22 protein-coding genes and 1 tRNA gene are annotated in these 25,346 nt (G+C 65.6%); 4 read left to right on the plus strand and 19 right to left on the minus strand.

Annotated features, from left to right (window positions below; translation table 11 throughout):
* Positions 1-36 precede the first annotated feature (36 nt).
* The 4 genes from GJV37_RS16480 to GJV37_RS16495 all read right to left on the minus strand — a co-directional run bounded on the left by GJV37_RS16480 (position 37) and on the right by GJV37_RS16495 (position 3,444).
* On the minus strand, positions 37-546 hold the full coding sequence (locus GJV37_RS16480) for an HvfX family Cu-binding RiPP maturation protein (RefSeq protein WP_024767562.1): 510 nt from the start codon (positions 544-546) through the stop codon (positions 37-39).
* Positions 547-621: 75 nt separating this feature from the next.
* Positions 622-1,260: a membrane protein gene (locus tag GJV37_RS16485; RefSeq protein WP_038803252.1), complete on the minus strand. Its 639-nt coding sequence runs from the start codon at positions 1,258-1,260 to the stop codon at positions 622-624.
* Positions 1,261-1,396: 136 nt separating this feature from the next.
* Complete coding sequence (locus GJV37_RS16490) at positions 1,397-2,707, minus strand: ATP-binding protein (protein ID WP_193452740.1); 1,311 nt, start codon at positions 2,705-2,707, stop codon at positions 1,397-1,399.
* Positions 2,704-3,444, minus strand: coding sequence for a response regulator (locus tag GJV37_RS16495; RefSeq protein ID WP_024767564.1), 741 nt, complete (start codon positions 3,442-3,444; stop codon positions 2,704-2,706). The genes GJV37_RS16490 and GJV37_RS16495 overlap by 4 nt, the downstream gene beginning before the upstream one ends.
* Positions 3,445-3,669: 225 nt before the next feature.
* Between GJV37_RS16495 and GJV37_RS16500 the strand changes: the two genes are divergently transcribed.
* Positions 3,670-3,942 (plus strand): DUF2790 domain-containing protein, encoded by a 273-nt coding sequence (locus GJV37_RS16500; protein WP_024767565.1) that lies wholly within the window; start codon positions 3,670-3,672, stop codon positions 3,940-3,942.
* Between the two features lie 93 nt (positions 3,943-4,035).
* The gene (locus GJV37_RS16505; RefSeq protein WP_193452741.1) at positions 4,036-5,256 is read left to right on the plus strand and encodes a cytochrome c biogenesis protein DipZ; all 1,221 of its coding nucleotides are present in this window, start codon (positions 4,036-4,038) and stop codon (positions 5,254-5,256) included.
* 31 nt (positions 5,257-5,287) lie between these two features.
* On the opposite strand, the gene GJV37_RS16510 is transcribed toward GJV37_RS16505, so the two are convergent.
* The 5 genes from GJV37_RS16510 to GJV37_RS16530 form a co-directional block, all read right to left on the minus strand.
* Positions 5,288-5,584: an addiction module antidote protein gene (locus GJV37_RS16510; RefSeq protein WP_037011255.1), complete on the minus strand. Its 297-nt coding sequence runs from the start codon at positions 5,582-5,584 to the stop codon at positions 5,288-5,290.
* On the minus strand, positions 5,569-5,877 hold the full coding sequence (locus GJV37_RS16515; RefSeq protein WP_193452742.1) for a type II toxin-antitoxin system RelE/ParE family toxin: 309 nt from the start codon (positions 5,875-5,877) through the stop codon (positions 5,569-5,571). The genes GJV37_RS16510 and GJV37_RS16515 overlap by 16 nt, the downstream gene beginning before the upstream one ends.
* Positions 5,878-5,993: 116 nt before the next feature.
* A complete protein-coding gene (locus GJV37_RS16520; RefSeq protein ID WP_193452743.1) occupies positions 5,994-7,841 on the minus strand; it encodes a sensor domain-containing diguanylate cyclase in 1,848 nt (615 codons plus the stop codon).
* 115 nt (positions 7,842-7,956) lie between these two features.
* Positions 7,957-8,030: transfer RNA gene (locus GJV37_RS16525), tRNA-Gly, on the minus strand.
* 152 nt (positions 8,031-8,182) lie between these two features.
* Positions 8,183-9,076 (minus strand): alpha/beta fold hydrolase, encoded by an 894-nt coding sequence (locus tag GJV37_RS16530; RefSeq protein ID WP_024767717.1) that lies wholly within the window; start codon positions 9,074-9,076, stop codon positions 8,183-8,185.
* 501 nt (positions 9,077-9,577) lie between these two features.
* Here GJV37_RS16530 and GJV37_RS16535 point away from each other — a divergent pair.
* Entirely contained in the window at positions 9,578-10,411 is an 834-nt protein-coding gene (locus tag GJV37_RS16535) for a substrate-binding periplasmic protein (RefSeq protein WP_037011251.1), read from the plus strand.
* A gap of 3 nt (positions 10,412-10,414) precedes the next feature.
* Complete coding sequence (locus GJV37_RS16540; protein WP_024767719.1) at positions 10,415-13,288, plus strand: HD domain-containing phosphohydrolase; 2,874 nt, start codon at positions 10,415-10,417, stop codon at positions 13,286-13,288.
* Positions 13,289-13,299: 11 nt separating this feature from the next.
* Here GJV37_RS16540 and GJV37_RS16545 read toward each other — a convergent pair whose 3' ends face one another.
* From GJV37_RS16545 to GJV37_RS16590, 10 genes are all read right to left on the minus strand, one after another.
* The gene (locus GJV37_RS16545; RefSeq protein ID WP_024767720.1) at positions 13,300-13,686 is read right to left on the minus strand and encodes a type II toxin-antitoxin system VapC family toxin; all 387 of its coding nucleotides are present in this window, start codon (positions 13,684-13,686) and stop codon (positions 13,300-13,302) included.
* Positions 13,686-13,937 (minus strand): type II toxin-antitoxin system Phd/YefM family antitoxin, encoded by a 252-nt coding sequence (locus tag GJV37_RS16550; protein WP_037008282.1) that lies wholly within the window; start codon positions 13,935-13,937, stop codon positions 13,686-13,688. Before GJV37_RS16550 ends, GJV37_RS16545 begins: the two co-directional genes overlap by 1 nt.
* A gap of 140 nt (positions 13,938-14,077) precedes the next feature.
* Positions 14,078-14,824 (minus strand): murein L,D-transpeptidase catalytic domain family protein, encoded by a 747-nt coding sequence (locus GJV37_RS16555; RefSeq protein WP_024767722.1) that lies wholly within the window; start codon positions 14,822-14,824, stop codon positions 14,078-14,080.
* 375 nt (positions 14,825-15,199) lie between these two features.
* Positions 15,200-16,252, minus strand: coding sequence for a L,D-transpeptidase (locus GJV37_RS16560; RefSeq protein WP_024767723.1), 1,053 nt, complete (start codon positions 16,250-16,252; stop codon positions 15,200-15,202).
* A gap of 139 nt (positions 16,253-16,391) precedes the next feature.
* The gene (locus GJV37_RS16565) at positions 16,392-17,090 is read right to left on the minus strand and encodes a pseudouridine synthase (RefSeq protein WP_170859146.1); all 699 of its coding nucleotides are present in this window, start codon (positions 17,088-17,090) and stop codon (positions 16,392-16,394) included.
* Complete coding sequence (locus GJV37_RS16570) at positions 17,090-17,305, minus strand: cysteine-rich CWC family protein (protein ID WP_024767725.1); 216 nt, start codon at positions 17,303-17,305, stop codon at positions 17,090-17,092. The genes GJV37_RS16565 and GJV37_RS16570 overlap by 1 nt, the downstream gene beginning before the upstream one ends.
* Positions 17,306-17,403: 98 nt before the next feature.
* Positions 17,404-18,240: a DUF4824 family protein gene (locus tag GJV37_RS16575; protein WP_170859145.1), complete on the minus strand. Its 837-nt coding sequence runs from the start codon at positions 18,238-18,240 to the stop codon at positions 17,404-17,406.
* Entirely contained in the window at positions 18,237-19,310 is a 1,074-nt protein-coding gene (locus tag GJV37_RS16580) for a DUF2157 domain-containing protein (protein WP_170859144.1), read from the minus strand. The genes GJV37_RS16575 and GJV37_RS16580 overlap by 4 nt, the downstream gene beginning before the upstream one ends.
* A gap of 174 nt (positions 19,311-19,484) precedes the next feature.
* Positions 19,485-21,293: an allophanate hydrolase gene (gene atzF, locus GJV37_RS16585; protein WP_170859143.1), complete on the minus strand. Its 1,809-nt coding sequence runs from the start codon at positions 21,291-21,293 to the stop codon at positions 19,485-19,487.
* Positions 21,294-21,530: 237 nt separating this feature from the next.
* Complete coding sequence (locus GJV37_RS16590; protein WP_170859142.1) at positions 21,531-25,250, minus strand: 5-oxoprolinase/urea amidolyase family protein; 3,720 nt, start codon at positions 25,248-25,250, stop codon at positions 21,531-21,533.
* Between the last annotated feature and the right edge of the window lie 96 nt (positions 25,251-25,346).

A 25,346-nucleotide genomic window follows, 5' to 3' on the forward strand; every position in this document is an offset into this window, starting at 1 on the left:
AAGGCAAACCTGCCTTTCCCTTGTCCGAAGCCAGGGTCAGCTGTGCGAGCGATACAGCCGGCGGATCATTCCATCCACACTCAGCGCTCCCGCACCTTTCAACAGCAGCGGCAGCAGTGCGACCAGGTAGATCAGCGGCAGCTTGTAGTTGCCGAAGCCGTGGTCGGTGATCGAATAGCCCTGGGCGAGCTCGGACAAGGTCGACCACTGCGCCGGCCAGTGCACCGCGGCGATGGCGACGATGGTGACGACGATCAGCGACGCGGAAGCGAAGCGCGTGGCCACGCCGAGCAGGAGCAGGATCGGCGCGATCAGTTCGGCCCACATCGATACCTGCCAGTCGAAGCCGGCGGAGAAGTGGTTGAAGGGGAAGGGGAAGCTGGCGTGGATCTGTTCGAACCAGTTGTCGCCATGCCATTTCTCCAGGCCTGATTCGAAGAACTCCCAGGCCAGGAACAGCCGCAGGGGAATGTCCCAGCCCCAGGCGGCGAGGCGGTCGAGTTGGTCGAGGACGGTCTTGATCGGGTTCAGGGTCAGCAGGGTCATGGTGCACCTCTTGGGCAAGGTCGTGGGCAAGGCTTGGGCGGGCGGCAATAGCCCGGTCGTCGATGAAGTCGAAGCTCAGGCGTTCGGCAGCGCGGGGCGCGCGCTACGGCGCAGGTGCACGGCCAGCTTGGCGACGAGCTTGAAGGCGATGGCGCTGAAGATCAGGCCGAAGCCCAGCGGGTACCAGGAGCCCATCGGCAGGCGCTTGTAGAAGGAGAGCAGGAAGACCCCGGCGATCACCCAGGTGCCGGTGCTGTGCAGCAGTTTCCAGGCACGGGCGCCGAGCAGTCTCACTGCGTAGGGGAAAGACGTGAGGGTCAGCAGGATGATGAAGACATAGCCGACGGAGCCGGGGATGTTCGCGGCGGCGCTGCGGCCGTGCCAGAAGGTCTCGGGGAAGAATTTCACATAGAGGATGATCAGCACCGCGTGCACGGCGTGGGAGAAGGCGAAGGCCAGCCCGAGGAAGCGTCGCTCACGCAGCAGGCCCCGGGTGAACCCGCTCGGTACCACTGCCATCAGGGACGAGGCGAGAAAGGTGGCGAGGAAGAGCGCGAAGGACGTGCGGGCGGTGACACGGATCGCGCTGCGCAGGGCTTCGACCCATTGCGGTTGGCTCCACAGGGCCAATGCGGTGGCGAGCAGCACCAGGGCGGACAGCAGGGAGAACAGGCGCCAGCCATGCAGGCTGGCGTTTTCGGCGGGACGGATCATGGCAGGCTCCTTTGGGGAACGCGGCGGGCGGGTTGCCGCCGCTGTTCGTGGAGCCATCTTGGCGACGGGCCTTATACCGGATGTGTCCGGGGAAGGCCGTCTTGTATCTCTGTGTACACCTCGCTCAAGCGCAGCCTCAGCTGGCGGGGCGCAACTCCAGCTGCGCGCACAGCCCGCCCGTGGCGCGGTTGGACAGGCTCAGCGTGCCGCCCAGGGCCTGGCTCAGTTGCTGGGCAATCGCCAGCCCCAGGCCGGTGCCGCCGGTGCCGCGGTTGCGCGAGCTTTCCACCCGGTAGAAGGGGTTCAACACCTCGGCGAGTTCCTCCTCGGGGATGCCGGGGCCGTCGTCGAGCACACGGATACACACGACACCCTGGGCATCGCGTTCGACTTGCACCTGGGCGGCGCCGCCGAACTTCAGTGCGTTGTCCACCAGGTTGGTGAGCACCCGGCGCAGCGCGTGGGGGCGGGTTTCCAGCACGACGTTGCTGCTGCCTTGAAGCTCCACGGCCTGGCCGCTGTCCTGGTAGTCGAGGACGAGGCTGTCGAGGAATGAATCGAAGTCGACCTTGACCGCCGCCTCGCTGGCGCCGTCCATGCTGCGTGCGTAGGCCACGCCTTCGCGGACCAGGTGCTGCATCTCTTCGAGGTCGCTCCACAGGCGCTCGCGCTCGGGCGAGTCGTCCATCTGCTCGACGCGCAGCTTCATCCGCGTGATGGGCGTCTGCAGGTCATGGGAAATGGCCGCCAGCAGTTGCATGCGCTCCTTGAGGTACGCGCTGATACGACCTTGCAGCGCGTTGAAGGCGCGGGCGGCGTAGGCGACTTCGCTGGGACCGCGCTCGTCCAGTTCGGGCGCGGGGGCGTCCGGATCGAGGTGGTCCACGGCCTGGGCCAGCCGCGTCAGCGGGCGAATCGCCAGGCGCACGGCAAGCCAGGTGCAGAACAGCAGCAATGCCAGCTGGACGATCAGTACCCAGGGCAGCCATTGCGCCACGGGCACGCCCTTGGGCGTCACGTCGATGGTCAGCGGCATGCCGTCGGCCAGTTTCAGGTGTACCTGGAAGTGCGGGATCGAGCCGGGGATGTTCTCGAAGCGCAGCCCGTAGCGTGGGCCAATGGCGTCGGCGATGGAGGTCGCCGCCATGGGCGCCTGCGCCATGTTCATCGGCTCGCCGGGCTGGCCGCCATCCAGGCGGTAGCGGTAGTTGGGCCGCTGCACCATGGGCAGCCAGCGCTCGCGCTCGTCCAGCGGCAGGCGATCGAGCAGGGCGACGGCGGTGCTGACGTCGGTTTCCAGGTTGCCCAGCATCATGCTGCGCGCGCTCTGGTAGCGCTCGTAGAACTGCGAGCAGAACGACAGGCTGTAGGCGAACACCAGCCCGGCGAGGAAGATCAGCGCCAGGCGCGCGGCCAGCGTGCGTGGCCAGTGCAGGACGGATTTCATGCGTTGGGCTCGAGCAGTTCGACGGCCAGGGCGAAGACGTAGCCTTCGCTGCGCACCGTCTTGATGTAGGCGGGTTCGCGGGCGTCATCCAGCAGGCGCTGGCGCAGGCGGCTGACCAGCAGGTCGATGGAGCGATCGAAGATGTCCGCCTCGCGGCCTTGCGTGAGGTTCAGCAATTGCTCGCGGCTGAGCACACGCTGCGGATGATCGACGAACACGCGCAGCAGGCGGTACTCGGCGCCGCTCAGGGCGACCAGGGTGCCGTCTTCATCGAGCAGGTGGCGCGCGGTGGTGTCCAGCTTCCAGCGGCCGAAGCCGATCAGCCGGCTCGCCTCGCTGACCTGCAGGTTCGGCGGCAGCATGCGCGTGCGGCGCAGCACGGCGTTGATTCGTGCCAGCAGTTCACGAGCGGAGAAGGGCTTGGTGAGGTAGTCGTCGGCGCCCATCTCCAGGCCGATGATGCGGTCGGTCTCGTCGTTGCGCGCGGTGAGCATCAGCACCGGTGTGGACTTGTGCTTGCCCACGCGCAGCTCGCGGCACAGCTTCAGGCCGTCGTCGCCGGGCATCATGATGTCGAGCACGATCAGGTCGACCGAGTTGGCGTCGAGGAAGGCGCGCATCTGCCGGCCATCCGCCGCCAGGCTCACGCGCAGGCCGTTCTTCTTCAGGTAGTTGCCGACCAACTCGCGGATCTCGCGGTCGTCGTCGACGATCAGTACGTGATCGACATGGTCCATGCCGGTGCCTCATTCACAGTGGGTTGAGGCGAGTTTATAGCGCAGCGCCACGCTTGCCTGCCGTGCTTTGTATTCCACTGTATCCAGGCCGGCCTCCGATACCCGGCGCAGCAAACCAAGGGCCTGCGCGACACAAGCCCGATACCTCCTGAACGTGAAATGGGCACCAACGGCGAGGCACACAGCCCTCGCCGGCCAAACCCGACACAGGACAGGAGAACCCCCATGAAAGCCATCCAGCTCGCCAACGCTTGCCTCTTCGCTTCCCTCGCCGCTTTCGCCAGCTTCGGCGCCCAGGCTGCCGACACGCAGCCCGTTGAGCAGTATCACTACGGCCAGAAACTGGACGTGAAGAAGGTCGTTGCTATCCAGGAAGAGGCGGCGTCGCCCTTTGACTGCGGCATCGTCAACGCCCGCATGGATTACCTGGATTCCCACGGCCAGCCGCACAGCCTGGCCTATCGCAAGTTCGCCACCGACTGCAACGAAGGCGGCTGATTCCCCCGAGCCGCAGCCACGGATGGCCGCGGCGTTTTTTCCCGCTGTTCACTCCAGAAAAAGCCCACGGGCCGGCGGCCCATCGAGGTTTCCATGCTGCTCATCGCCTTTCTCGGCGGGGCGCTGACCCTGCTCAGCCCCTGCATCCTTCCCGTGCTTCCATTGTTGTTGCAGCGTGCCGGCGGCCCGGCGTGGTCGCCGTGGGTCACGCTGCTCGGCCTGGCCAGCGGCTTCGCGGTGCTGGCGAGCCTGGCGACCGTCTCCAGCAACTGGGTGATTGCCGCCAGCGAATGGGGCCGGTGGTTTGCGCTGGTGCTGCTCTCGGTCTCTGCACTGGCGCTGCTCTGGCCGCGCTTCAGCGATTGGCTGGCGCGCCCCTGGGCCTGGATCGGCGATCGTCTGCACGGTGAAGCCCGGCGCATGCCGCCGACGTTCTCCGCGTGGGTGATGGGCTTTGCCGCCGGCCTGCTGTGGGCGCCCTGCGCCGGCCCGGTGCTGGGGCTGATTCTCTCCGGCGCCATGCTGCAAGGCCCGAGCGCGCAGACCAGTTTGCTGCTGTTTGCCTACGGTCTGGGCAGTGCCACGGTGCTCGGTATCGTGCTTTTCGCCGGGCGCCGGCTGATGCAGCAGCTGCGGCCGCGCATGGGCGTCATCGAGGGTCTGCGCCGCGCCACTGGTGTACTCGCCCTGCTGGCCGTGGTCGGCATCGCCAGCGGCACCAGCGCACAACTGGCTTCCGGCGGTTCGTCCAGGCTGGTGAACAGCCTGGAACGCAAGGTCATCGACGGCGTGCCCGCGCTGATCAGCCAACTGATGCCCGGCGACCTGGCCCACGGCGCCGAACGCCTGCCCGACCTCGGCCCGGCTCCCGAACTGCAAGGCGCGGTGGAGTGGATCAACAGCCCCGAACTGAGCCTGCGCGACCTGCGCGGCAAGGTGGTGCTGATCGACTTCTGGACCTACGACTGCATCAACTGCCAGCACAGCCTGCCGTATGTGAACGCCTGGGCGAAGAAGTACGCCGACCAGGGCCTGGTGGTGATCGGCGTGCATACCCCGGAGTACCCCTTCGAACGCGTACCCGCCAACGTTCGCGAAGCGGTGAAACAGCACGATATCCACTACCCCGTGGCGCTGGATAACCAGTACCGGATCTGGAACGCCTTCGCCAACCAGTACTGGCCGGCGCACTATTTCATCGATGCCCAGGGACGCGTGCGCCATCTGTCGATCGGGGAGGGTGGGTACGAGGAACAGGAGCAGGTGATTCAGGCGTTGCTGAAGGAGAGGGATAGAGTGAAGGCGGGGGCATGAGCAAGTGACGGGGCGGGGGCGGGACTGTCCCTCATTTCCCGCTGCTGGCGGGAATTGCCTGCAACTCGACACCCAGCGCGCGCATGACCTTCATGACCGTCTCGAAGCGCGGCTTGGCTCCGGGCGCAAAGACCTTGTACAGGCTCTCCCGGCCCAGTCCCGAGTCATTGGCGATCTTGGTCATGCCGCGCGCCTTGGCAATGTTGCCGATGGCGAGTAGCAGCTCATCGGTATCGCCGTCAGACAGGACCTGGGACAGGTATTCGGCAATGACCTCCTCATTGTCGAGGTGGTGGCTAGTGTCGAAGTCGCTCAGTTCAATGGCCATTCAATTGCTCCCGCCAGTTGCTGCGCCAGCTTGATATCGCGCTGCTGGGATGTTTTGTCGCCGCCACACAGCAACAGGATCAGCACGTCGCCACGGCGCGTGAAGTAGACGCGATAGCCAGGGCCGACATCCAGTCGGATTTCCGAGACACCGATGCCCACCGAGCGGATGTCGCCGAAATGACCGGACCGGATACGGTCCAGCCGACGCAGGATTGCGACTCTCCCGCGGGGGGCGCGGAGCTCAGAAAGCCAGTGATCAAACTGGGCAGTTTGCGTTAGCTGATAGGTCATGCTGCACCTGTATCCAGTAGGATACAGGTGTGCCAGCGAGCCCGCACCTGAAATATTCGCCGACCACCATGAAGGTGCTGAGCCGCGTGTAGGACGGCGGAGCGATCGACTGCCTGTCAGCCCTCTACCTGATTGCGCCCCTGCTTCTTCGCCTCATACAACGCCGCATCCGCCTGCTGCACCAGCATCTCGGCGGAGTATTCCGAACTCGGTACCGCAGCTACGACGCCGATGCTCACGCTCACCCGCCCCAACGGCGACAGCTCGTGGGGCAGGGCGAGTGCTTCCACCGCTTGCAGCAACTTGTTCGCCATGCCGCGCACGCCGGCGAGGTCGGTCATCGGCGCGAGGAAAACGAACTCCTCGCCGCCATAGCGTGCCACCAGGTCGGTGGAGCGGTTGACCGTGGCCGCCAGCGTCCGGGCAATGTCGCGCAGGCAGGCGTCGCCGGCAGGGTGGCCGTAGTGGTCGTTGTAGCGCTTGAACCAGTCCACATCGATGATCGCCAGGGCCAGAGCCTCACCGGAGCGACGTGCGTGGTCCCATTCATGCTCCAGTAGCTGGTCGAAGCGGCGCCGGTTGGCAATGCCGGTGAGGGCATCGGTCAGGCTCATGGCCTCCAGCTGGTTGTTCAGCTCGCGCAGTTCATCGGTGCGCTCGGCGACGCGCAGTTCCAGCTCGTGCTCGGAGCTGCGCAGGTTATCCACAAGCTGTTGCTGGGTACGGATCAATTCCTCCTGCACCCTGGCCTTCTCCCGGCGCATGACGTTGAAGCGGTCGGCGAGGGCGAAGGCCAGCACGATCATCTCCATCGCCGAGCCCAGTTGCAGGCCGTCCACGGTAAACAGGTTGGTCGGCACGATGCCCATGGCGCGCAGCGAGGTCATCGCCCCGCCCAGCATCAGCAGCGCGAAGGCCGCGAGGAAGAAGAACGCGCTGCGCTGGCGCTTGAAGGCGGCAACGCCGGCACCGATGAGCAGGATCACCGCCGTGGCGAAGTTCAGCAGGATGCCGGCGCGGGAGAAATACGGCAGCGCCAGCGCATAGGCGACGGGGCTGAGCAGATAGGCCAGGATCATCCCGCGCAGTACCCGGTCCAGGCGCGGCAGTATCCGCTCGAACTGCATCATCCGGCGGGCGAACAGCAGCAGCGCGGCCAGGGCCATCGACACGCCGGAGTAGTAGACCACGTTGGAGTTGAGCGGCTCGCCGAAGATCGACCAGTCCGGGGCGAGGCCGTTCTTAATCGCCAGCGCCCCGGCCGTGCAGCTCACGAAGACCACGTACAGCAGGTAGATCGGGTCGCGCAGGGCGAACAGCAGCATCAGGTTGAACAGGATCATTGCCACCGCGATGCCGAAGTACCAGGCCTTGCCCGTGTAGTCGTCGCGTTCGTAGATGGAGAACGTCTTCACCGGCCACAACTGCAGCGGCACCAGCAGGCCGATGCTCGACTCGACCCGCAGGTACAGCACCTGTTCGGAGTGCGCGGGCAGGTTCAGCGGAAAGACGAAGTTGCGGTTCGGGTAGACCTTGTTGCTCTGCGGGACGTCGCTGCCGGTGTTGATCGTCCTGACGCTGCCATCTGTCTGCGGGATGTTCATCTGCACATGGGAGATACGCGGGTTCTCCACCACCAGCAGGCGCTGCAACGGGGCATCGCCGGGATTGCTCAACTGCAACTTCAGCCAGAAGGCCGAGCGGGTAAAACCCATCGCCAGCGCACTGCCGGGTGGCTGATCGGCCTTGAAAAGGGCTTGCTGCGCAGAGGATTGCACGTCCTCCAGCGTCAGACTGCGGCTCGGGTCTTCGAGGACGGAGACATAGGCGGTCAGCGTCAGGGGCCGGGTGGTGACGCTCGCGGCATCGACCACCTGGGCAGCCCAGGCGGGATGGACCAATAGAAGGAGTAGGGTGAGCAGGAGCCAGGACAGCGATTGCCGGTGCGGGGCGGAGGCGGGCATACGGCAGGATCCGGGCTGTAGGGATGCCGAGGATTCTACAAGAGCCGGTTTGGCGGCGCCAAAAGCACAAAAGCCCCCGGCAACTCACGCTGCCGGGGGCTTTTGCTGGGGATTCTGGAGCGGGCGAAGGGAATCGAACCCTCGTCATGAGCTTGGGAAGCTCAGGTAATGCCATTATACGACGCCCGCTTGGGGGTGCCTTTTTACCAGAAGGGCGAGGCTTAGTGAAGCCTTGGGCGGTCGGGCGTGCCGAGTGGATGGCATTCGTGAACACGGTGGCGCAATGAAAAACCGGAGGCGGAAGGTCTGGGGCCGGCCCCCGGCTGTGTGCGCTGGCTGCATCAGCCCACCATGGCGGCGATTGGCACGCCCTGGCTGCTGGGCAGGTAGGGGTTGGCCAGGACCGGGTGGCGCTGCGGCTGGAGGAAGGTCAGGAGAGCGTCCTGGGTTTCCTGCCAGGCCTTCTTGTGTTCCACGTCGATGAAGTGGCCGGCGTTGCGGATGGTGCGGAACTCGCAGTCGCGGATCAGTTGCTGGAACAGCTTGGCCTCGGCCGGGGTGGTGTAGATGTCCAGCTCGCCGTTCATGAACAGCAGCGGGATGTCGATGGCGGCAAACTTCTCCATGTAGCTCTCGGCACTGAGCTTGAGTACCTGGCAGACGTGGAAGTGCATCTGCTGGTATTCGTGCTCGTCGAGACCGGCGACGTGGCGGAAGTTGTAGCGCTTGAACAGTTGCGGCAGGTAGCGACCGATGGTGTCGTTGACCAGGTTGCCGAGGTTGGTGCGATCGCACGCGGAGAGGTAGTCCAGGCCGCGGTGCAGGTAGTCGAGCATCGAGGCGTTGAGCAGCGGCGAGAAGGAATTGATCACCGCCTTCTGGATTCGCGCGGGGCGTTCGGCCAGGGCCAGCAGGGTGGCGACGCCGCCCCAGGAGAAGGACATGACGACGTCCGCGTGGTAGTGCTCGATCAGGCCGAGCAGCAGCTGCGCCTCGTACTCCTTGGTGATGAGCTCGCGGCAGTCGTTGTGGGCCCGCGAACGGCCCGCGTACGGCTGGTCGTAGCAGACGACGTTGAAGTGGGGTTGCAGGTATTTCACCGTTTGCGCGAAGGAGGCGGTGGTTGCCAGCGAGCCGTTGACCAGGATGATGGTCTGCCGCGCTTCCCTGTTGGCGTGAAACTCCGTGTGTACCCGGTGTTGCTGAATCTCGACGACGGCGGTTTCCGGCCTCATGTCGTATTCCTCCAGACGCAGGTCATGGTGCGCATCCACCATCGGATGCGAAGAAAGTACCCAGGCAGAGGAAAGCGTCTTGACGTGACAGCTTCATGTCACTCGACGAAAGTTAACAATCTCTTGATTTTCAAATACTTACGACACCAAAAGACAGCGTTCCGAAGCCCGTGGGGGCGCGGAAGATTGGCTTCTGATCAGGCGGGGGAAGGTGCGGCTCGGGGAACAGCTGCCGCGGGAATCATTGTTGGTTGCGCTGCGTGACTCATTGGTCACGCTTGGGCCAGAGTTAAGCAGGGTGGTCCGGCGCCTGCAACTGCCAGTGGGCGGCTGAGTCACATCGTTCTGCCGAAATCCGACTAAATGACATTTCTCTGCGCGATTCTCCAGCGCTTTGGTGAAGCCGGATTACACTCATGTGGTGGCTGTAACTCCCTCGCCGAAGACGAGCGATCTCGCCGTGCTCCCCCCTGAGGCCGATACCGCGTGCGGAGCGGTTCAATGGCACTTCATCCACGGTTGCGCAAACTGCTGGTCCTGGCCCCGGCCGCATGGCTGTGTGCGGAAGCCGTGGCCGAGGATCGCTACGGCTGTGAGCAGCCGATCGCCATCGCTTATACCCGCAACGTGGTGTTCTTCCATGACGATGTCGGCATCGATCCCGACCTGATCGCCGAGCTGTCCCGGCGCACCGGCTGCCAGTTCGAGACCTCGATTCGCCCGCGCGATGAAATCTGGCGATTGCTGGAGAGTGGCGACCTGCAGATGGGCACCAGTGGCGTTGCCACGCCGCAGCGGCGCGCCTACACCTACCTGCTGCCGTATCTCTATATGCGCAACAAGTTGATCGTGCGCGACGATCTGGGGGACATGAACAGCCTGGACGCCTTCCATGACATGCCCGGTGCGCGCCTGGGAGTAATTGCCGGCTACCGCCATGGGCCTTACATCGACGGTATGCTGCGTATCCTCCGCTCGGAAGGTCGGGTAGTGGAATACAAGGACGACGCCAGCCGCTTCACCGCGTTGCTCAACGGCAATGTGGAAGGCGTGATAGGCCATGAGATGAACCTCGAAGGCGCGGTGAAGGACCGTCGCCAACGGGAGCGATTCCATGTGGTAGATGTGATCCCAGGGCCGGCGACTCCCCATAACCTGATGCTTTCGCGCAAGCGCTTCACGCCGGCGCAAAGCGCCGAATGGATGCGCTTGATGGAAACACTGTGGCTGGACGGAACTCTGGCCCGGATCATGCGTAACAATGCGCCGCCACCCGTGGCGGAAGAACTGCTCGACAGTGGCTATCGCTACAGCTCCACGGACAGAGGCTGGTAAAGGATGAAGGCATTCGAACGGGGTATTCCGCTGCAGCTGCTGGTGGCTGGCGCCATCATCGCCAGCATGCTGGTGCTGGCGGGGGCTCTGCTGATCCAGGGCTACCGAGGGGTAGAAGGCGCGCTGGTGACGGCGGCCGGGGAGTCGGCCAGCCAGCTGGGCGCGACCATCAACGAGCGTATCCGGCGCCTGATCGACCCGGCGGAAAGCGCACTGCGGCTGCTCACCCACGACCCCATCTCACAGACGGACAACCTGCCGGCGCGCCTCGATCGCCTGCCGATGCTGGTGGAGAACCTGCGTGCCAACCGCACCCTGAGCGCGGTGTACATCGGTTACCCGAATGGCGAGTTCCTGCTGATCCGCGCCTTGCGCGTACCCGAGGTGCGCCGTGCACTCCAGGCACCCGACGCGGCCAAGTACCTGGTACAGAGCCAGACGCTCAACGGCCAGGGCGGGCTGCTCGGCGAGTGGCGTTTCTACGACAGCGAGCTGCGGCTGCTGCGTGTACAGGAGCGGCCGGATTACCAGTACGACCCTCGACAACGCCCCTGGTACACGGAGGCGCGTGCGACGAGCAAGACCGTACTCACCCAGCCCTACGTCTTCTTCACCACTCGCGAGATCGGCCTGACCCTGGCCCACCGCAGCGTCGACGGCGCGGCAGTGATCGGCATGGACGCTTCGGTGAACGATCTGGGCGGCGAGATGGGCGACCTGCGCCAGACTGCCCACACCGAGTTGGCGGTCGTGGACGGCAAGGGCACGGTGATCGCCTATCCGGACCTCTCCAAGCTGATGGTCCGTGAAGGCGACCAACTGCGCCTGGCCACGCTGGACGAGCTGAAGGTGCCCAGCCTGAGCGAACTGAACGCCAATTCCGTGCCCTCCGGTACACCGCAGTCGTACAAGGTGAACGGCGAGGACTGGTATGGCATCTGGGTGCCGCTGTCGAACTTCACCAGCAACGAAGTGCGGGTGCTCATCGCGATTCCCGCCGTGGAGTTGCTGGCCGGCGCCCGCCAGTTGCTGTTCAACCAGGCGTTGTGGAGCGGCACCTTGCTGCTGGTTCTGCTGCTGATCGGCTGGTACATCGGCCGGCGTATCGCCCGGCCGCTGACGGCATTGGCTGATCAGGTCGGCGCTTTGGCGGCGTTCGATTTCGCCCGGCCGGTGGGGGTGGAGTCAAAGATCGCCGAGGTCCGCGACTTGAGCAGCGTCATGGGCAGCATGTCGCGCACCATCCACAACTTCCAGGCCATCACCCTGACCTTGAGCCGCGAGACACGTCTGGAAAGCATGCTCGAGGGCGTGCTCTCGCGCCTGGTGGAGGCCACCGGCGTGATGGGAGGCGCTGTCTACCTGCTGGAGGACGAAGAGTGTCGCCTGCGGCTGGCCTGCACGGTCAATGGCGAGCAGTATCCGCAGTCCATGCTGATCGAGGGCTTTACCGAGGCGGAGCTGGCCCAGCGGGTGGACCTGGCATTGGCCAATCGCGGGCAGTTCCTCGAGGTTTCGCTGCGCAATCGTTCGGACGAGCTGCTGGGTATCCTGGTCCTGCAGCTGGCGGAGGAGGGCGCCCACAGCCTGCAGCCACGCAAACCATTCAAACGCTTCGTCGAGGAGCTTTCCGGCGCTGCCGCCGTGGCCATCGAGACCCGCCAATTGATCGAGGCCCAACAGCGCCTGCTGGATGCGATCATCAAGCTCCTCGCCGACGCCATCGACGCCAAGAGCCCCTATACCGGCGGCCACTGCGAGCGCGTACCGCAGTTGGCCGACCTGCTGCTGCAGAAGGTCATCGACTCGCACGATGGCGAGTATGCCGGCTTCACCATGAGCGATGCGGAACGCTATGAATTCCAGATCGCCGCCTGGCTGCACGACTGCGGCAAGGTCACCAGTCCCGAATATGTGGTGGACAAGGCGACCAAGCTGGAAACGCTGTACAACCGCCTGCACGAGGTGCGCACGCGTTTCGAAGTGGTCTGGCGCGACATCGAGCTGGACTACTGGCGTGGCATAGCCGCAGGCAACGACATTGGTCTGCTGGCAGCGCGCCGCGACGCGCTGCATGAGGCCTTGCGCGAGGACTACGCCTTCGTCGCCCAGGCCAACGTCGGCGGCGAGTTCATGAAGGACGAGGATATCGAGCGGCTCAGGCAGATCGGCGAGCGTCGTTGGTTGCGCTACTTCGATGACCGCCTGGGCATCTCCCACGACGAGGCCGAGCGGCTGCAGGGGCGGCCCGAACGGCCGCTGCCGGCGGAGGAGTTCCTCCTCGCCGACAAGCCCGAACACCGCGTGCCCTGGGGCGAGCGCAAGCCGCCGGTGGTGAAGGACGACCCGCGAAATATCTGGGGCTTCGACATGCGCCTGCCGCCTTACGCGAGCAACTACGGTGAGCTGTACAACCTGGGTATTCGCCGTGGCACGCTGACCGAGGAGGAGCGTTTCAAGATCAACGAACACATCGTCCAGACCCTGATGATGCTCACCACCCTGCCGCTGCCGCGTCATTTGCGCCGTGTGCCGACCATTGCCGCCAACCACCACGAGAAGATGGATGGCACCGGCTATCCGCGCAAACTGTCCCGGGAGCAGATGAGCATTCCGGAGCGGGTGATGGCGATTGCCGATATCTTCGAGGCGCTGACTGCCGCCGACCGTCCCTACAAGGCGCCGAAGACATTGTCCGAGTCACTGAAGATCCTCGCCTTCATGGCCCGCGACCAGCACATCGACGCCGACCTGTTCCGCCTGTTCATCAGCCAGGGGGTCTACCGGGAGTACGGCGAGCGCTTCCTCCAGCCCGAGCAGATGGATGCCGTGGACGTGCGCGCGATCCTGGAAATCCTGGAGGGGGTGAAGGCTTAGTGGGTTGGAAGTCAGATCTTGCGGATCGGCCCCGGATAGGCGATGAGCTTGCTGTCGTGGGTGATCAGCAGCATGCCCTCCACGTTGGCCTGAGCGACCAGCATGCGATCGAAAGGATCGGCATGCAGCATGGGCAGCGAACCGACGAAGATCGAATGCTCTCCGGTGATCGGTAGCTCGGCGTAACCATTATCCAGCAGTGCTTTGCGCACGATGCTGGGATCGTAGGGAAAGTCCGCGCGTTTCAGCGTGCTCTTGATCGATATTTCCCAGATGCTGGCGGCGCTGAAGAACAGATCGGCTGTTTCAGAAAGGATGAGCGATCTGACCTCGGCGGGCAGCCGCGGGTCATCGGTCAGTACCCAGAGCAGGATGTGGGTATCCAGCAACAGGCGCATCAACAGGAGTCGCCGCTGAATAGGTTGGCGATGTCGTCAGCAAAAGAGGCGTCGATGTCATCTACGGCGGGGTAGATGCCCTTGAGCGCGCCGATGACTTTTTTCGGTTTGTCGCCGATGGCCTCGACTTTCACCAATGGTTTGCCAGCTTTAGCGATGATGAAGGGGTGCCCCTTGCTGGCAAGGTCGACCAAGCGAGAAAGGTTGGTCTTGGCATCGTGAATGTTCACGATATCAATATCGGTAGTCATGGCTTAGCCTCGATGATCGTCAGGTTAGCCAACTTGGTGAACTAACCTGGTGCGATGCTAGCCCAGAGACTGGAAGGTGGCAATCCAAATGCAAACCGCCGGCATCAGCCGGCGGTTTTCGTTTCAGGGGCAGGCAGCGATCAACGCCGGGCGAGGTTGGTGGCGTAGCGATTGATCTGCGGGTTCTTCGCCACGGTGCAGCTCTGCCCGGCGAGGAACTGCGAGGTTTTCAGGTATTGCTGCTGCGGGTAGTAGGCGAACACGTAGCTGCCGTTCTTCACCGTATCGATGAGCTGCTGCGCCACCTGCGGGCGCACCGCCGGGCAGCCGAGGCTGCGGCCCAGGCGGCCGAGGCCGGGGACGACCTTCGGGTCGGCGTAGGCGGCGGCATGCATGACGATGGCGCGTTCTTCGCTGTTGTCGTTGAAGCCCGGCTCCAGGCCCAGCAGGCGCAAGGATCGACCGTGTTTGCCGCTGTAGGTCTGACCGGTCTGGTACAGGCCGATGGAGGACTGGAAGCTCTCCGGGCGATTGGAGAAGGAGGTGGCCATGTCGTCGCCACTCTTCTTGCCATGGGCGACCCACTCCTCGAAGAGCAGTTTGCGCTGCTTCAGGTCGAAGACCCAGAGGCGCTTGTCGCGGGATGGCTTGGAGTAATCGATCACCGTCAGCAGGCGGTTCTGGCCGCCCAACTGGGTACTGGCGCACTGCAGCGCACTGAGCGCCAGGCGCAGGGTCTCGGTATTGGTCGCCGGCGCGAGGCGGTGCAGGTCCTCGGCCGTGGGCAGGGCAGCAGCGGACGCGGTCTGCCAGCTACCGATCGCGAAGAGCGCGGCACTGGCGAGCGAAATCCGGAAGAACCCCCGTAACTTCAAGAAAGTCAGCATGAATACAACATTCCCGTTGAATCGATATGGTTTTTTCTGGGAAACGCCGCATTGTGCGTGATTTTTGACCAGTGATGTGTTTGTTTTTTAATCAAGTATGGTTCCGCCCGTCGGTAATTACGAACTTTCCAGGGCAAGAAATCGCCGCGGAGCGCCGGTATGCGGGACGTAAGACGAAAGGAACCCACCTCGGACAGGCGCCTTGACTCTTTGTGTTTCGAGATTCTTCGGCTGCTTGCACGGCCGACTTGAGGCCGTCTGTCCGCAGGTGAGGGCTGGCAGTTTGGCGTGGGCGGTTGGCAATGGGGGCAGGGAAACGATGAAGAGGTTGTAGGAGAAATCCGGAGCGCTTCGACGTCGCTCCGGTTCATGCTGCTACTCCACGCTCTGGTTCTTGATCGGTTTCTGCTCGGCCTTGCGGTCGTTGGTGGTGATCACGGTGAAGTCCGGGTTGCTGCGCATGTCGCGGGTGGAAGGCAGGTCAGTGATTACCAGGGTGCTGCCCACGTCCATGCTGGCCAGCAGGTTGCGCAGGAATTCGCGGTCGAGGCTGAACTTGCCCAGTTGCTCGGCAGGCGACAGGCCTCGCTGCGGGTCGCTGACCTGCACGCTGGTCCAGCGCAGGTTGGGGTTCTCGCTGTCGATTTCGGTTTGCGAGGGCTTTTCCATGAGGGAGAAGGCGGCGACGCCGGTCCGTTCTTCCGGGTGCTCGAAGGCTACCGGTGCGGTGCCGATCTGCAGGCCCCCGCGGTAGACGTAGAGGCGGCGGTCGGCGCGGCTGACCAGCACGGAGACCGGCCCCTTCTCCGCGCCGGGATCGCTCCAGAACGGCACCACCATGCCACTGTCGTCGTGCGGGCCGGCGGCGCGGCCATCACTGACGATGGGCGCGAGCAGGCCGGGGTGGTAAACCTCCACGGGCGAGCTCTTGGCGTCGGAGATGATCACGGTGGTGGAGGTGAAGCCGGTGACTTCGTACAGCTTCTTGGCGAACGCCATCGGCAGGCGGATGCAGCCGTGGGAGGCCGGGTAGCCCGGCAGGTTGCCGGCGTGCAGGGCGATACCGTCCCAGGTCAGGCGCTGCATGTAGGGCATCGGTGCACTGTTGTAGAGGTCGGAGTGGTACTCGACCTTCTTCTGCAGGATGGAGAACACGCCGGTAGGGGTCTCCTTGCCCTTCTTGCCGGTGCTGACGGTGGCTACGCCAATGGCGATGCCATTGCGGTACACGTAGGCGCGCTGCTCGGTGAGGCTGACCACCAGGGTGACCGGACCGGCCGGCGATATCTCCGGGTACCAGAGGAATTGGCCGGGCTTGAGCGTCTTCAGCGCTGCCTGCAGGTCCGAAAGCGGCGAGGGCTTGCTCGGATTGGCGAAGGCGACGCTGGCGCTCAGGGCGATCAGCAGGGCAACCGACAGTTTCTTCATCACCTTTCCTTACGGCGCGGGCATGGCAGGGAGCTTAGCCAAGCGGCGGCGAAGGCTGCAAACTGCCGGGCTGAATGGTTTGCGTGGGACTCTTCTGAATGTTTAGAGGGACATGATCTGTAGGAGCTGACGGAGTCCGCTACCGATCCAATTCGGCGACTTCCTGCACAGTCAGCGCGCGGTATTCCCCGGGTTGCAAGGCCGGGTCCAGCGCCAGGCTGCCCATGCGCTCGCGGTGCAGGCGCGTCACCTTGTTCTGGAAATGGCCGAACATGCGCTTGACCTGGTGGTAGCGGCCTTCGTGCAGGGTCAGGCGCGCAGTGCGAGTGTCGAGGATTTCCAACTGGGCGGGCAGGGTGGTGAGGTCTTCGAAGGCGAAGTACAGGCCCCGCTCGAAGGTCTCGATGTAGCGTTCCTCGATCGGGTCCTCGGTCTCGACGTAATAGACCTTGGGCAGCTTGCGCCCCGGCAGCGTCATGCGCCGCGACCATTGCCCGTCGTTGGTGATGAGCAGCAGGCCGGTGGTGTTGTAGTCCAGGCGGCCGCCGATATGCAGTTCATGTTTGTCCGGTTCGTCGAGCAGGTCGAGCACGGTGCGGTGCTCGGCATCGCGGGTGGCGCTGACGCAGCCGGCGGGCTTGTGCAGCATGAAGTAGCGCGCTGGCTTGCCGGCCTGCAGCAGGTCATCGTCCAGCTCCACGCGGGAGAATTCGCGCACTTCATGGCGACCATCGCGCACCACCAGGCCGTCGACGCGCAGGCGGCCTTCGGCGAGCAATTGGCGGGCTTGCTGGCGGTTCAGGTGGGGCAGGTTGGCGATGAAACGGTCCAGACGCATCAGGCGGTCTCATCGTCCTTCAGCCCGGCCGCGCAGCGCGGGCAAAGGCAGGCACGGTCGACCAGCTCGGGCGGGATGCGCTCCAGTGCGTTGCGGTCGATGCGCGTGCTGAAGCACCAGCACGGCTGGCCTTCCAGCGCCGGGTCGGCCTGGTTGCAGCGGTTGGACTGGCCGCAGAGCGGGCAGCGGCTGGGATCGGGAGTGACGTCGTTCATGGCCGGTCAGGGCAGGAAATGGCGGTGAGGCGGGGGCACAGGTTGCAGCGCCGACCCGCATCGCGCAAGCGGATTCGGATCGGCGCGGCGGGTGCCGGTCAGGGCATGTCGATGCGCTGGATCCAGGGTTCCAGGCGCTGGCCGAAGGCGACTTCGGCGACGAAGGGCTGGGCGCGGCCGTCCGCTGCCCGGTGAGGCTGCGCGGTGATCTGGTCCAGCCGCTCGCGCCACTGGTACGGCACGTTGAGGCTGTCGGTGCCGATGGAGCTGGCGGTGCCGCCGAGGGTCCAGATGTGCTGGTAGTAGTTGGAAACGGGGCGTACCTGGCCGTGGACGATCAGGTAGCGCCGGCGATCGGGGTAACGGGCCCGCAACGCCTGCAGGTCCAGGCCGACGTCCTTGAGCAGCAGGCGGGTGTCGGTCTTTTCCACGCTATCCAGTTCGCGGCGGATGAAGTCGCGCTCGTCCGCCAGGCGGGCATTCTGCGGTGCGGCATCGGCGGCCTGGCGGGCTTCGTCGAGACGCTTGCGGGTCAGCTGCACTTCGCGCTCGTGAAGCGGGCCGTTGAGCTCCAGCACCAGCAGGGCTGCGCGCGATTGCTGGCGGCCGAAGCGCCGGGCGCTGTCGTCGTCGACCTGCTCGGGCATGGCGAAGCCGAGTTCGGCCATCTTCTGGCCGTCGAGGGCGGGCTGCCAGCCCCGGTTGTGTTGCCGTGCCTCATCGTCGCGGCTGGGCGTGCGCCAGTGCAGGCGCAGGCTCAGGCCGCTGTTCTCCTTGTACCAGTCGTTGTTGCGCAGCAGCTCGCGCTGGCTGAGCGACAGCACGCTGTCCGGCTCGCCGGAGCGGTTCCAGGCAACGCCACCCAGGGCGACGGCGTTCACCAGCAGGATGAGGCCGACGCCGCTGGCCAGTGCGTGAGTACGTGTCCAGTTCATGGGCGGGCTCCCAGCAGGCCATGGGCGCGGCGCAGGCGGCGCAGGACCAGCAGGATCAGCACCGCGCACAGACCCAGCACGAGGAAGAACAGGTACTTGGGCATGACCTCCCACCACCAGTCGAAGAACTTGGTGTAGAGGAAGATCACGAAGAAGGTCAGCCCGGTATTGACCACTTCCGGCCACTCGCGTCGCGCGCCGAGCCAGATCACCAGTGCAGAGGCGACGAAGCCGAGCACCTGGTAGAGGCTTTCCACCGTCGCATAACGCAGTGGCAGGTAACTGCTGCCGCCCCAATTGGCCAGTACCAGCATGGGCAGGAACAGCCCGAGCAGACCGAATACCCGGTAGATCGTGGCGAAACCGTCGAAACGATGCTGGGAAATGAACGACGGCACGAGGAAGATCAGCCACGCGGCGGGGAAGAAGTTTTCCGGGCGTTCGCCGACGTCCAGCCAGTAGGCACCGCTCCAGGTGCCGACCCGCGCGGCGACGTAACCCATCACGCAGATCAGCGCGGCGGCCAGCAGCAGGCGTGTGTTGCAGGTGTAGGCCAGCAGCAGCGCATAGGCGGCCCAGGGCAGCAGGGCCTTGTCGGACGGGGTGATATTGAATATCTGCCCGAGCATCACGACGTTCAGCACGAAGCAGGCGAAGGCCAGCATGGCGCCGAGCTTGGCGAAGTAGCCGGAGGCGTCGCGGCGTTGCAGTACGAGGGTCAGCAGCAGGCTGATCAGCGAGGCCGCGATGAGGATGATGACCTGCACGCTTTCTCCGAACAGACCCCAGAACTGGTAGAAGAGGAAGAACAGGCTGGCGGCCAGGGCCAGCGCGCCGAGGAAGGAGGCGATGCGCATGCCCAGCGACAGGCGATGGTCCTGGCTGTCGCGGTCGATGTCGAAACGTGCGCGGTAGTCGGTGAGCAGGCGTTGCTGGTGTTCGTGCAGGCGTTCGTGCTGGGTGTTGTCGAGAATGAGGGCGCCTTCCTCGCGCAGGCGACGCAGTTCGCGGTCGAAGGCCTGGATATCGTTGACGCGCTGCTGCGCCTGCTGGTGGCTGAGGTCGGGCATGGCCGGTCCTTGCGGCGGGTGATACCTCGACTCTAGCTGGTGGCGCGAAGGGGTTCCATCGCTGCGTGGGAGAGGCTTAGAGCGCATCGCGCTCTAAGCCATTGCGGGCGTGGTCCGCTCTCGCAGGGAGCTTCGGCAGAATGCCGATGATGCAGCCCTGAGCGTAAGGGCGAGTCAGGCGCGGCTGGCCAGCCACGCCCGCCAGCCGCCGAAGCGGCTGATGTCCTCGGCGCCGTCCAGGCCCCAGGCGTCGCAGATGAAACCGGTCTCCCAACTGCCATCCTCCAGTTGCACCTTGCCCAGCCCCAGCGGTGCCGGGATGCCGGTAAGGAAGGAGCCCAGTTCGGCACTGGGCAGTTCCCAGACTTCCACCTCGATGGCCACGCCGCCTTCGGCCACGCGCAGCATGCCGGGTCGCAGCGGCGGGCCGCCAGCCAGGGCGTAGAGCTTGTAGGTCGGGGCACTCCAGGTGGCGCGCAGCAGGTGGGCGCCGCGCTGGCGCAGTTGCCCGTTCAGCGCCAGGCCGTCGAGGTGCGCGCCGCAGACCACCAGGCGCGCGCGGTCGTTGCGCGCGGCGGTGGCCGAAGCGGTCGGGGCGATGGCGTTGCCGCCGGCGAGCGGCAGGTTGTGCTGGCGTTGCAGGGCGTCGGCCACGCTGAGCAGGTACTGGTCGGTGAAGGCGCGGCCGAACAGGGTCACACCCCAGGGCAGGCCGTTGCCCATGATTGCACTGGGCACGGCGACGGCGGCGTAGTCCAGCAGGTTCATGAAGTTGGTGTAGTAGCCCAGGTCGGAATTGCGCTTGACCGGTTCGGCGTGCAGCTCGTCCAGCGTCACCGGGCGGCCGATGGTGGGGGTGAGCACGCAGTCGAGGTCGGCGAGGATCGCATCGCACTGTGCCTTGAGTTCCTGCAGGCGGTATTGCGCGCGGAACGTCTGCACGGCGGTTGCGTCGGGAGCCTTCGCCAGTACGTCGCGGATCACTGGCAGCACCGCTTGCGGGTCACGCTCGATCAGCTCGCCTGCCACGCTGTAGCGCTCGGCGATCCAGGGGCCTTCGTAGAGCAGGCGCGCGGCTTCGAGGAAGGGCGCGAAGTCGATTTCCTGCGCCTCGCCGCCCATGGCCTTGAGCTGGTCCAGGGCGTCGGTGAACAGCACCGGGCCTTCGTGGCAGCCGAAGAATTCCAGTTGATCGGCGCGGGGAACACCGAAGCGGAAAGGCTTGGGTGCACCGAAGGCGCTGGCGTCGTTCCACGCCGGATTGGTGCGGCTGTAGCCGTCCCGTGGATCGAGCTTTGCCGTGAGAGCGAGCAGCTCGCTGGCTTCGGCGGCACTGGCGGTGAAGTAGGTGATGCAGTCCAGGGTGCGGCAGGCCGGCACCAGGCCGTGGTTGGACAGCAGCCCCTTGCTCGGTTTCAGCCCCAGCAGGCCGTTGAGCGCCGCCGGCACGCGACCGGAGCCAGCGGTGTCGGTGCCCAGGGCGAAGCTCGCCACGCCCAGCGCCACGGCCAGCGAGGAGCCGGCGCTGGAGCCGCCCGACGGGTACTCGGGCAGCACGCTGTTGCGGCATTCGCCATAGGGCGAGCGGGTGCCATTGAGGCCGGTGGCGAACTGGTCGAGGTTGGTCTTGCCCAGCGGGATGGCGCCCAGCTCGATCAGTTGCTGCACCAGCGTCGCGGATGTTTCCGGCGTGTAGGCGAACGCCGGGCAGGCGGCGGTGGTGGGGATACCGGCGAGGTCGATGTTGTCCTTGATGGCGAAGGGGATGCCGTAGAGCGGCAGGCTGTCCGGCGATTTCTCATCCAGCGCGGCCAGGTAGGGCTCCAGTTCCTCCAGCGTCAGCAGGTGGATGAACAGGTGGTAGTCCGGGGTCAGCGCGGCGGCCTTGTCGCGCAGTTCGGCGATCAGTTGGCGCGGCGTGGCGCGGCCTTCACGGTAGGCGGCGCGCAGGGTGGCAAGGCGGAGGTCGAAGGTGGTGGGCATGGTCGTGTTTCCTTGGGCCGATCAGTTCTCTGGCTGGGCTGCCCTCACCCCGGTCCTCTCCCGGAGAGGGGGGGGGAAGAGCAGTCCGGCTCGGTGTTGGGTTCGAACCATGGTCGGCCTGGTGGCGCGAACTGTGGTTCAGGTTGGATCCAGCGCTGAGGCCCACTCCGAACAGTTCCCTCTCCCTCTGGGAGAGGGTTAGGGGGAGGGGCTCCTGGCCAGATCGATAACGTCAGCTCAAGCCTCCTCCATCACCACCACCCGCTGCCCGGCGCGCACCGGCGAACCGGGCTGCACACGGACCTCGCGCACTACGCCGTCGCGCGGAGCGGTGAGGGGGATTTCCATCTTCATGGATTCGAGGATCACCAGGATGTCGCCGGCCTTCACGCTGGCGCCGGCTTCCACCTGAACCTGCCAGAGGTTGCCGGCGATGTGGCTTTCGACGGCATGCTGGCCGGCGCCGAGCGGGGCTTCGTCGCCGGTGTCGATGGCGGCTTCGTCGCTCTCGAAGTGGGCCTGACCGGAGGCGATCCAGCGTTCGCGCTCGGCATCGAAGGCAGCGCGCTGGTGGCGGCGGAAGGCATCGATGCTGTCGGCTTCCTCGGCGAGGAAGGCCTGGTAGTCGGCCAGGCGCAGTTCGCTTTCTTCGATGCGCAGCGGGTAGCGGCCCAACGGGAAGTCGCGGCGGATGCGCAGCAGTTCGTCCGCCGACACCGGGTAGAAGCGGATCTGGTCGAAGAAGCGCAGCAGCCAGGGCTTGCCGTCGAACGCCGCGACCTCGCGGTAGCGGTTCCACATCTGCAGGGTGCGGCCGACGAACTGGTAGCCGCCGGGGCCTTCCATGCCGTAGACGCACAGATAGGCGCCGCCGATGCCCACGGAGTTTTCCGCGGTCCAGGTGCGTGCCGGGTTGTACTTGGTGGTCACCAGGCGGTGGCGCGGGTCCAGCGGCGTGGCCACCGGTGCGCCGAGGTAGACGTCGCCCAGGCCCATCACCAGGTAGCTGGCCTCGAACACGGTGCGGTACACCGCCTCCAGGTCCGGCAGCTCGTTGATGCGGCGGATGAACTCCAGGTTGCTCGGGCACCAGGGCGCGTCCTTGCGCACCGTGGTCATGTATTTCTCGATGGCCAGCTGGCAGGCCGGGTCGTCCCAGGACAGCGGCAGGTGCACGATGCGCGACGGTACCTTGAGGTCCTGCGCGGCGCAGACGGCGTCCCAGAGTCCGGCGACGGTTTCCAGCAGGCTTTGCAGCGGCAGGGTTTCCGGCTGGTAGTGCACCTGCAGTGAGCGGATGCCGGGGGTGAGATCGATCACTCCGTCGAGATTCTTCGCTTCCAGCGCCTGCATCAGTGCGTGACCGCGGAAGCGCAGCACGAGGTCCAGTTCGGGCTGGCCGATTTCCAGCAGCAGGTGGGTGTCGCCGGAGAGGCGGGCGACCAGGCGGGTATCGTCCTGGCCGAGGTCGAGGACGATGGGGGAGGTGAGCGCGATGCTTGGACTGCCCTCACCCCCCGCCCTCTCCCGCAAGCGGGAGAGGGGGCTGTCCGAGCGGTCGATAGGTGCCGTACTTTCCGGCTGCTCCGAATAGCCCCCTCTCCCTCTGGGAGAGGGTTGGGGTGAGGGAAGGCCGGCGGCGCAGGCGCCAGGTAACTCACTCCTACGAAGTGCAGCCAGCGAGCGCGCGCTGGCGATATCCACCGGCACAAAACGCACCCTGTCCCCCGCCTTGAGCTGCCCAAGCTGCCACAGGTCTGCCTCGATCACCGTCACCGGGCAGACGAAGCCGCCCAGGCTCGGGCCGTCCGGGCCGAGGATCACCGGCATGTCGCCGGTGAAGTCCACCGCGCCGATGGCGTAGGGGTTGTCGTGGATGTTCGACGGGTGCAGGCCGGCCTCGCCGCCGCTCTCGCGCACCCATTCCGGCTTCGGGCCGATCAGGCGTACGCCGGTGCGGCTGGAGTTGAAGTGCACTTCCCAGTCGGTGGCGAAGAAGGTCTGGATGTAGGCCGGGGTGAAGTATTCCGGCGCGCCGTGGGGACCGTAGATCACGCGGATGCTGCGCACGGCCGGGAGGTCGGTGCGCAGTTCCGGCGGCAGGCTGGTGCCGTGGCTGTTGTCGGCCAGCTCTGCCAGGTGCAGCACGTCGCCGGCGCGCAGCGCGCGGCCGCCGTGGCCGCCGAACTGGCCGAGGGTGAAGGTGCTCTTGCTGCCCAGATAATCCGGCACTTGCAGGCCGCCGCGCAGGCACAGGTAGCTGCGTGCGCCGGCGCCGCCGACCGTGCCGAGGCTGAGCGTGGAGCCGGCGGCGACGAACAGCGACGTGTCCATCGGCTGCTCGACGCCATCCAGGCTGATCGGCAATGTCGCGCCGGTGATGGCCACGACGGCATCGGTGTTGAAGCGCAGGGTCGGGCCGCTCATGGTGATTTCCAGCGCAGCGGCGCCTTCGGGGTTGCCCAGCAATTGATTGCCCAGGCGCAGTGCGCGGTCGTCCATCGGCCCGGACGGTGGCACGCCCACGGCCCAGTAGCCGAGGCGACCGGGGTAGTCCTGCACGCTGGTCTGGGTGCCGGCGCTGATCACTTCGAAGGTCTGCGCGCGGTATTGCAGACCTTCCAGGCAGCGTGTCCAGGGCGAACCGCTGGCAAAGGGCGCGTCCTTGATGATCTGCCGCAGGTAGTCGCGATTGCATTCCACGCCATAGAGCACGCTCTCGGCCAGCGCGCGGTCGAGGCCGGCGCTGGCCTGCTCGCGGGTCGGCGCCCAGGCGATGAGTTTGGCGATCATCGGGTCGAAGTAAGGCGGAATCTCGCAGCCGGCCTCGACCCAGGTGTCGATGCGCAGCGCCTTGCCGTCCGCCGGCGGGAACTGCACGGCGGTGAGCAGGCCGGGGCAGGGCTGGAAATCGCGGCCGGGGTCTTCCGCGTACAACCTTGCCTGGATGGCGTGGCCGGAGGGTTTCAGCGTGGTCGCCAGTTCGGCCAGCGGCGGCAAGTCGCCGGCGGCGAGTTCGATCATCCAGCGCACGAGGTCGACGCCCCAGACCTGTTCGGTGACGCCATGCTCGACTTGCAGGCGGGTGTTCACTTCGAGGAAGTAGAAGCGTTGCGCCTCGCTGTCGTAGACGAACTCCACGGTGCCGGCGCTGCGGTAGCTGACGGCTTTCGCCAACTGGATCGCCGCTGCGCACAGGGCTTCGGCCATGCCGGCAGGCAGGTTGGGCGCCGGGGTTTCCTCCAGCACTTTCTGGTTGCGCCGCTGCACCGAGCAGTCGCGCACGCCGAGGGCGATCACTTCGCCCTGGCCGTCGCCGAACACCTGCACTTCCAGGTGGCGGGCGCGCTGGATGTACTTCTCGATGAACACGCCCGAGTCGCTGAAGTTGTTCTGCCCCAGGCGCTTCACCGCATCGAAGGCATCGCGCAGTTCGTCCGCCGAGCGGCACACGCGCATGCCGATGCCGCCACCGCCGGCGGTGCTTTTCAGCATCACCGGGTAGCCGACTTCTTCACCGGCGAGCAACGCGGCTTCGAGGTCGGGCAGCAGGTCGGTGCCTTCGAGCATTGGCACGTCCTGTTCGCGGGCCAGTGCTCGGGCGGTGTGCTTGAGGCCGAATACGCGCAGTTGCTCCGGCGTCGGGCCGACGAAGGCGATGCCGGCGGCTTCGCAGGCTTCGGCGAAGGCAGCGTTTTCCGAGAGGAAGCCGTAGCCGGGGTGGATCGCCTGGGCGCCGCTGGCGCGGGCGGCGGCGAGGATTTTCTCCACGACCAGATAGGTGCTGGAGGCCGGGCCTTCGCCGAGGCTGATGGCCTGGGCGGCCTGCTGGATGTGCAGGCTGGCGGCGTCGGCTTCGGAGTACACGGCGACGCCGCCCACGTTCAGTTCATTGAGCGTGCGCAGGATGCGGCAGGCAATGGCGCCGCGGTTGGCGATCAGGAGCTTGTCGAACATGAGGGCATCCCCATGGGGTGGCGGGCCGTCCCGCCATGATTCGGTGTGCGCCACGGTCGTCCGTGGTGCTGGAGTGGTTCTACGGGGCGGATTCGT

This window comes from Pseudomonas nitroreducens, from assembly GCF_010994165.1.
GTDB lineage: Bacteria > Pseudomonadota > Gammaproteobacteria > Pseudomonadales > Pseudomonadaceae > Pseudomonas > Pseudomonas nitroreducens.

Coding starts and splice junctions, on each gene's coding strand:
- GJV37_RS16480 (WP_024767562.1), bottom strand. CDS start 546: ATGACCCTGCTGACCCTGAACCCGATCAAGACCGTCCTCGACCAACTC.
- GJV37_RS16485 (WP_038803252.1), bottom strand. CDS start 1,260: ATGATCCGTCCCGCCGAAAACGCCAGCCTGCATGGCTGGCGCCTGTTC.
- GJV37_RS16490 (WP_193452740.1), bottom strand. CDS start 2,707: ATGAAATCCGTCCTGCACTGGCCACGCACGCTGGCCGCGCGCCTGGCG.
- GJV37_RS16495 (WP_024767564.1), bottom strand. CDS start 3,444: ATGGACCATGTCGATCACGTACTGATCGTCGACGACGACCGCGAGATC.
- GJV37_RS16500 (WP_024767565.1), top strand. CDS start 3,670: ATGAAAGCCATCCAGCTCGCCAACGCTTGCCTCTTCGCTTCCCTCGCC.
- GJV37_RS16505 (WP_193452741.1), top strand. CDS start 4,036: ATGCTGCTCATCGCCTTTCTCGGCGGGGCGCTGACCCTGCTCAGCCCC.
- GJV37_RS16510 (WP_037011255.1), bottom strand. CDS start 5,584: ATGGCCATTGAACTGAGCGACTTCGACACTAGCCACCACCTCGACAAT.
- GJV37_RS16515 (WP_193452742.1), bottom strand. CDS start 5,877: ATGACCTATCAGCTAACGCAAACTGCCCAGTTTGATCACTGGCTTTCT.
- GJV37_RS16520 (WP_193452743.1), bottom strand. CDS start 7,841: ATGCCCGCCTCCGCCCCGCACCGGCAATCGCTGTCCTGGCTCCTGCTC.
- GJV37_RS16530 (WP_024767717.1), bottom strand. CDS start 9,076: ATGAGGCCGGAAACCGCCGTCGTCGAGATTCAGCAACACCGGGTACAC.
- GJV37_RS16535 (WP_037011251.1), top strand. CDS start 9,578: ATGGCACTTCATCCACGGTTGCGCAAACTGCTGGTCCTGGCCCCGGCC.
- GJV37_RS16540 (WP_024767719.1), top strand. CDS start 10,415: ATGAAGGCATTCGAACGGGGTATTCCGCTGCAGCTGCTGGTGGCTGGC.
- GJV37_RS16545 (WP_024767720.1), bottom strand. CDS start 13,686: ATGCGCCTGTTGCTGGATACCCACATCCTGCTCTGGGTACTGACCGAT.
- GJV37_RS16550 (WP_037008282.1), bottom strand. CDS start 13,937: ATGACTACCGATATTGATATCGTGAACATTCACGATGCCAAGACCAAC.
- GJV37_RS16555 (WP_024767722.1), bottom strand. CDS start 14,824: ATGCTGACTTTCTTGAAGTTACGGGGGTTCTTCCGGATTTCGCTCGCC.
- GJV37_RS16560 (WP_024767723.1), bottom strand. CDS start 16,252: ATGAAGAAACTGTCGGTTGCCCTGCTGATCGCCCTGAGCGCCAGCGTC.
- GJV37_RS16565 (WP_170859146.1), bottom strand. CDS start 17,090: ATGCGTCTGGACCGTTTCATCGCCAACCTGCCCCACCTGAACCGCCAG.
- GJV37_RS16570 (WP_024767725.1), bottom strand. CDS start 17,305: ATGAACGACGTCACTCCCGATCCCAGCCGCTGCCCGCTCTGCGGCCAG.
- GJV37_RS16575 (WP_170859145.1), bottom strand. CDS start 18,240: ATGAACTGGACACGTACTCACGCACTGGCCAGCGGCGTCGGCCTCATC.
- GJV37_RS16580 (WP_170859144.1), bottom strand. CDS start 19,310: ATGCCCGACCTCAGCCACCAGCAGGCGCAGCAGCGCGTCAACGATATC.
- atzF (WP_170859143.1), bottom strand. CDS start 21,293: ATGCCCACCACCTTCGACCTCCGCCTTGCCACCCTGCGCGCCGCCTAC.
- GJV37_RS16590 (WP_170859142.1), bottom strand. CDS start 25,250: ATGTTCGACAAGCTCCTGATCGCCAACCGCGGCGCCATTGCCTGCCGC.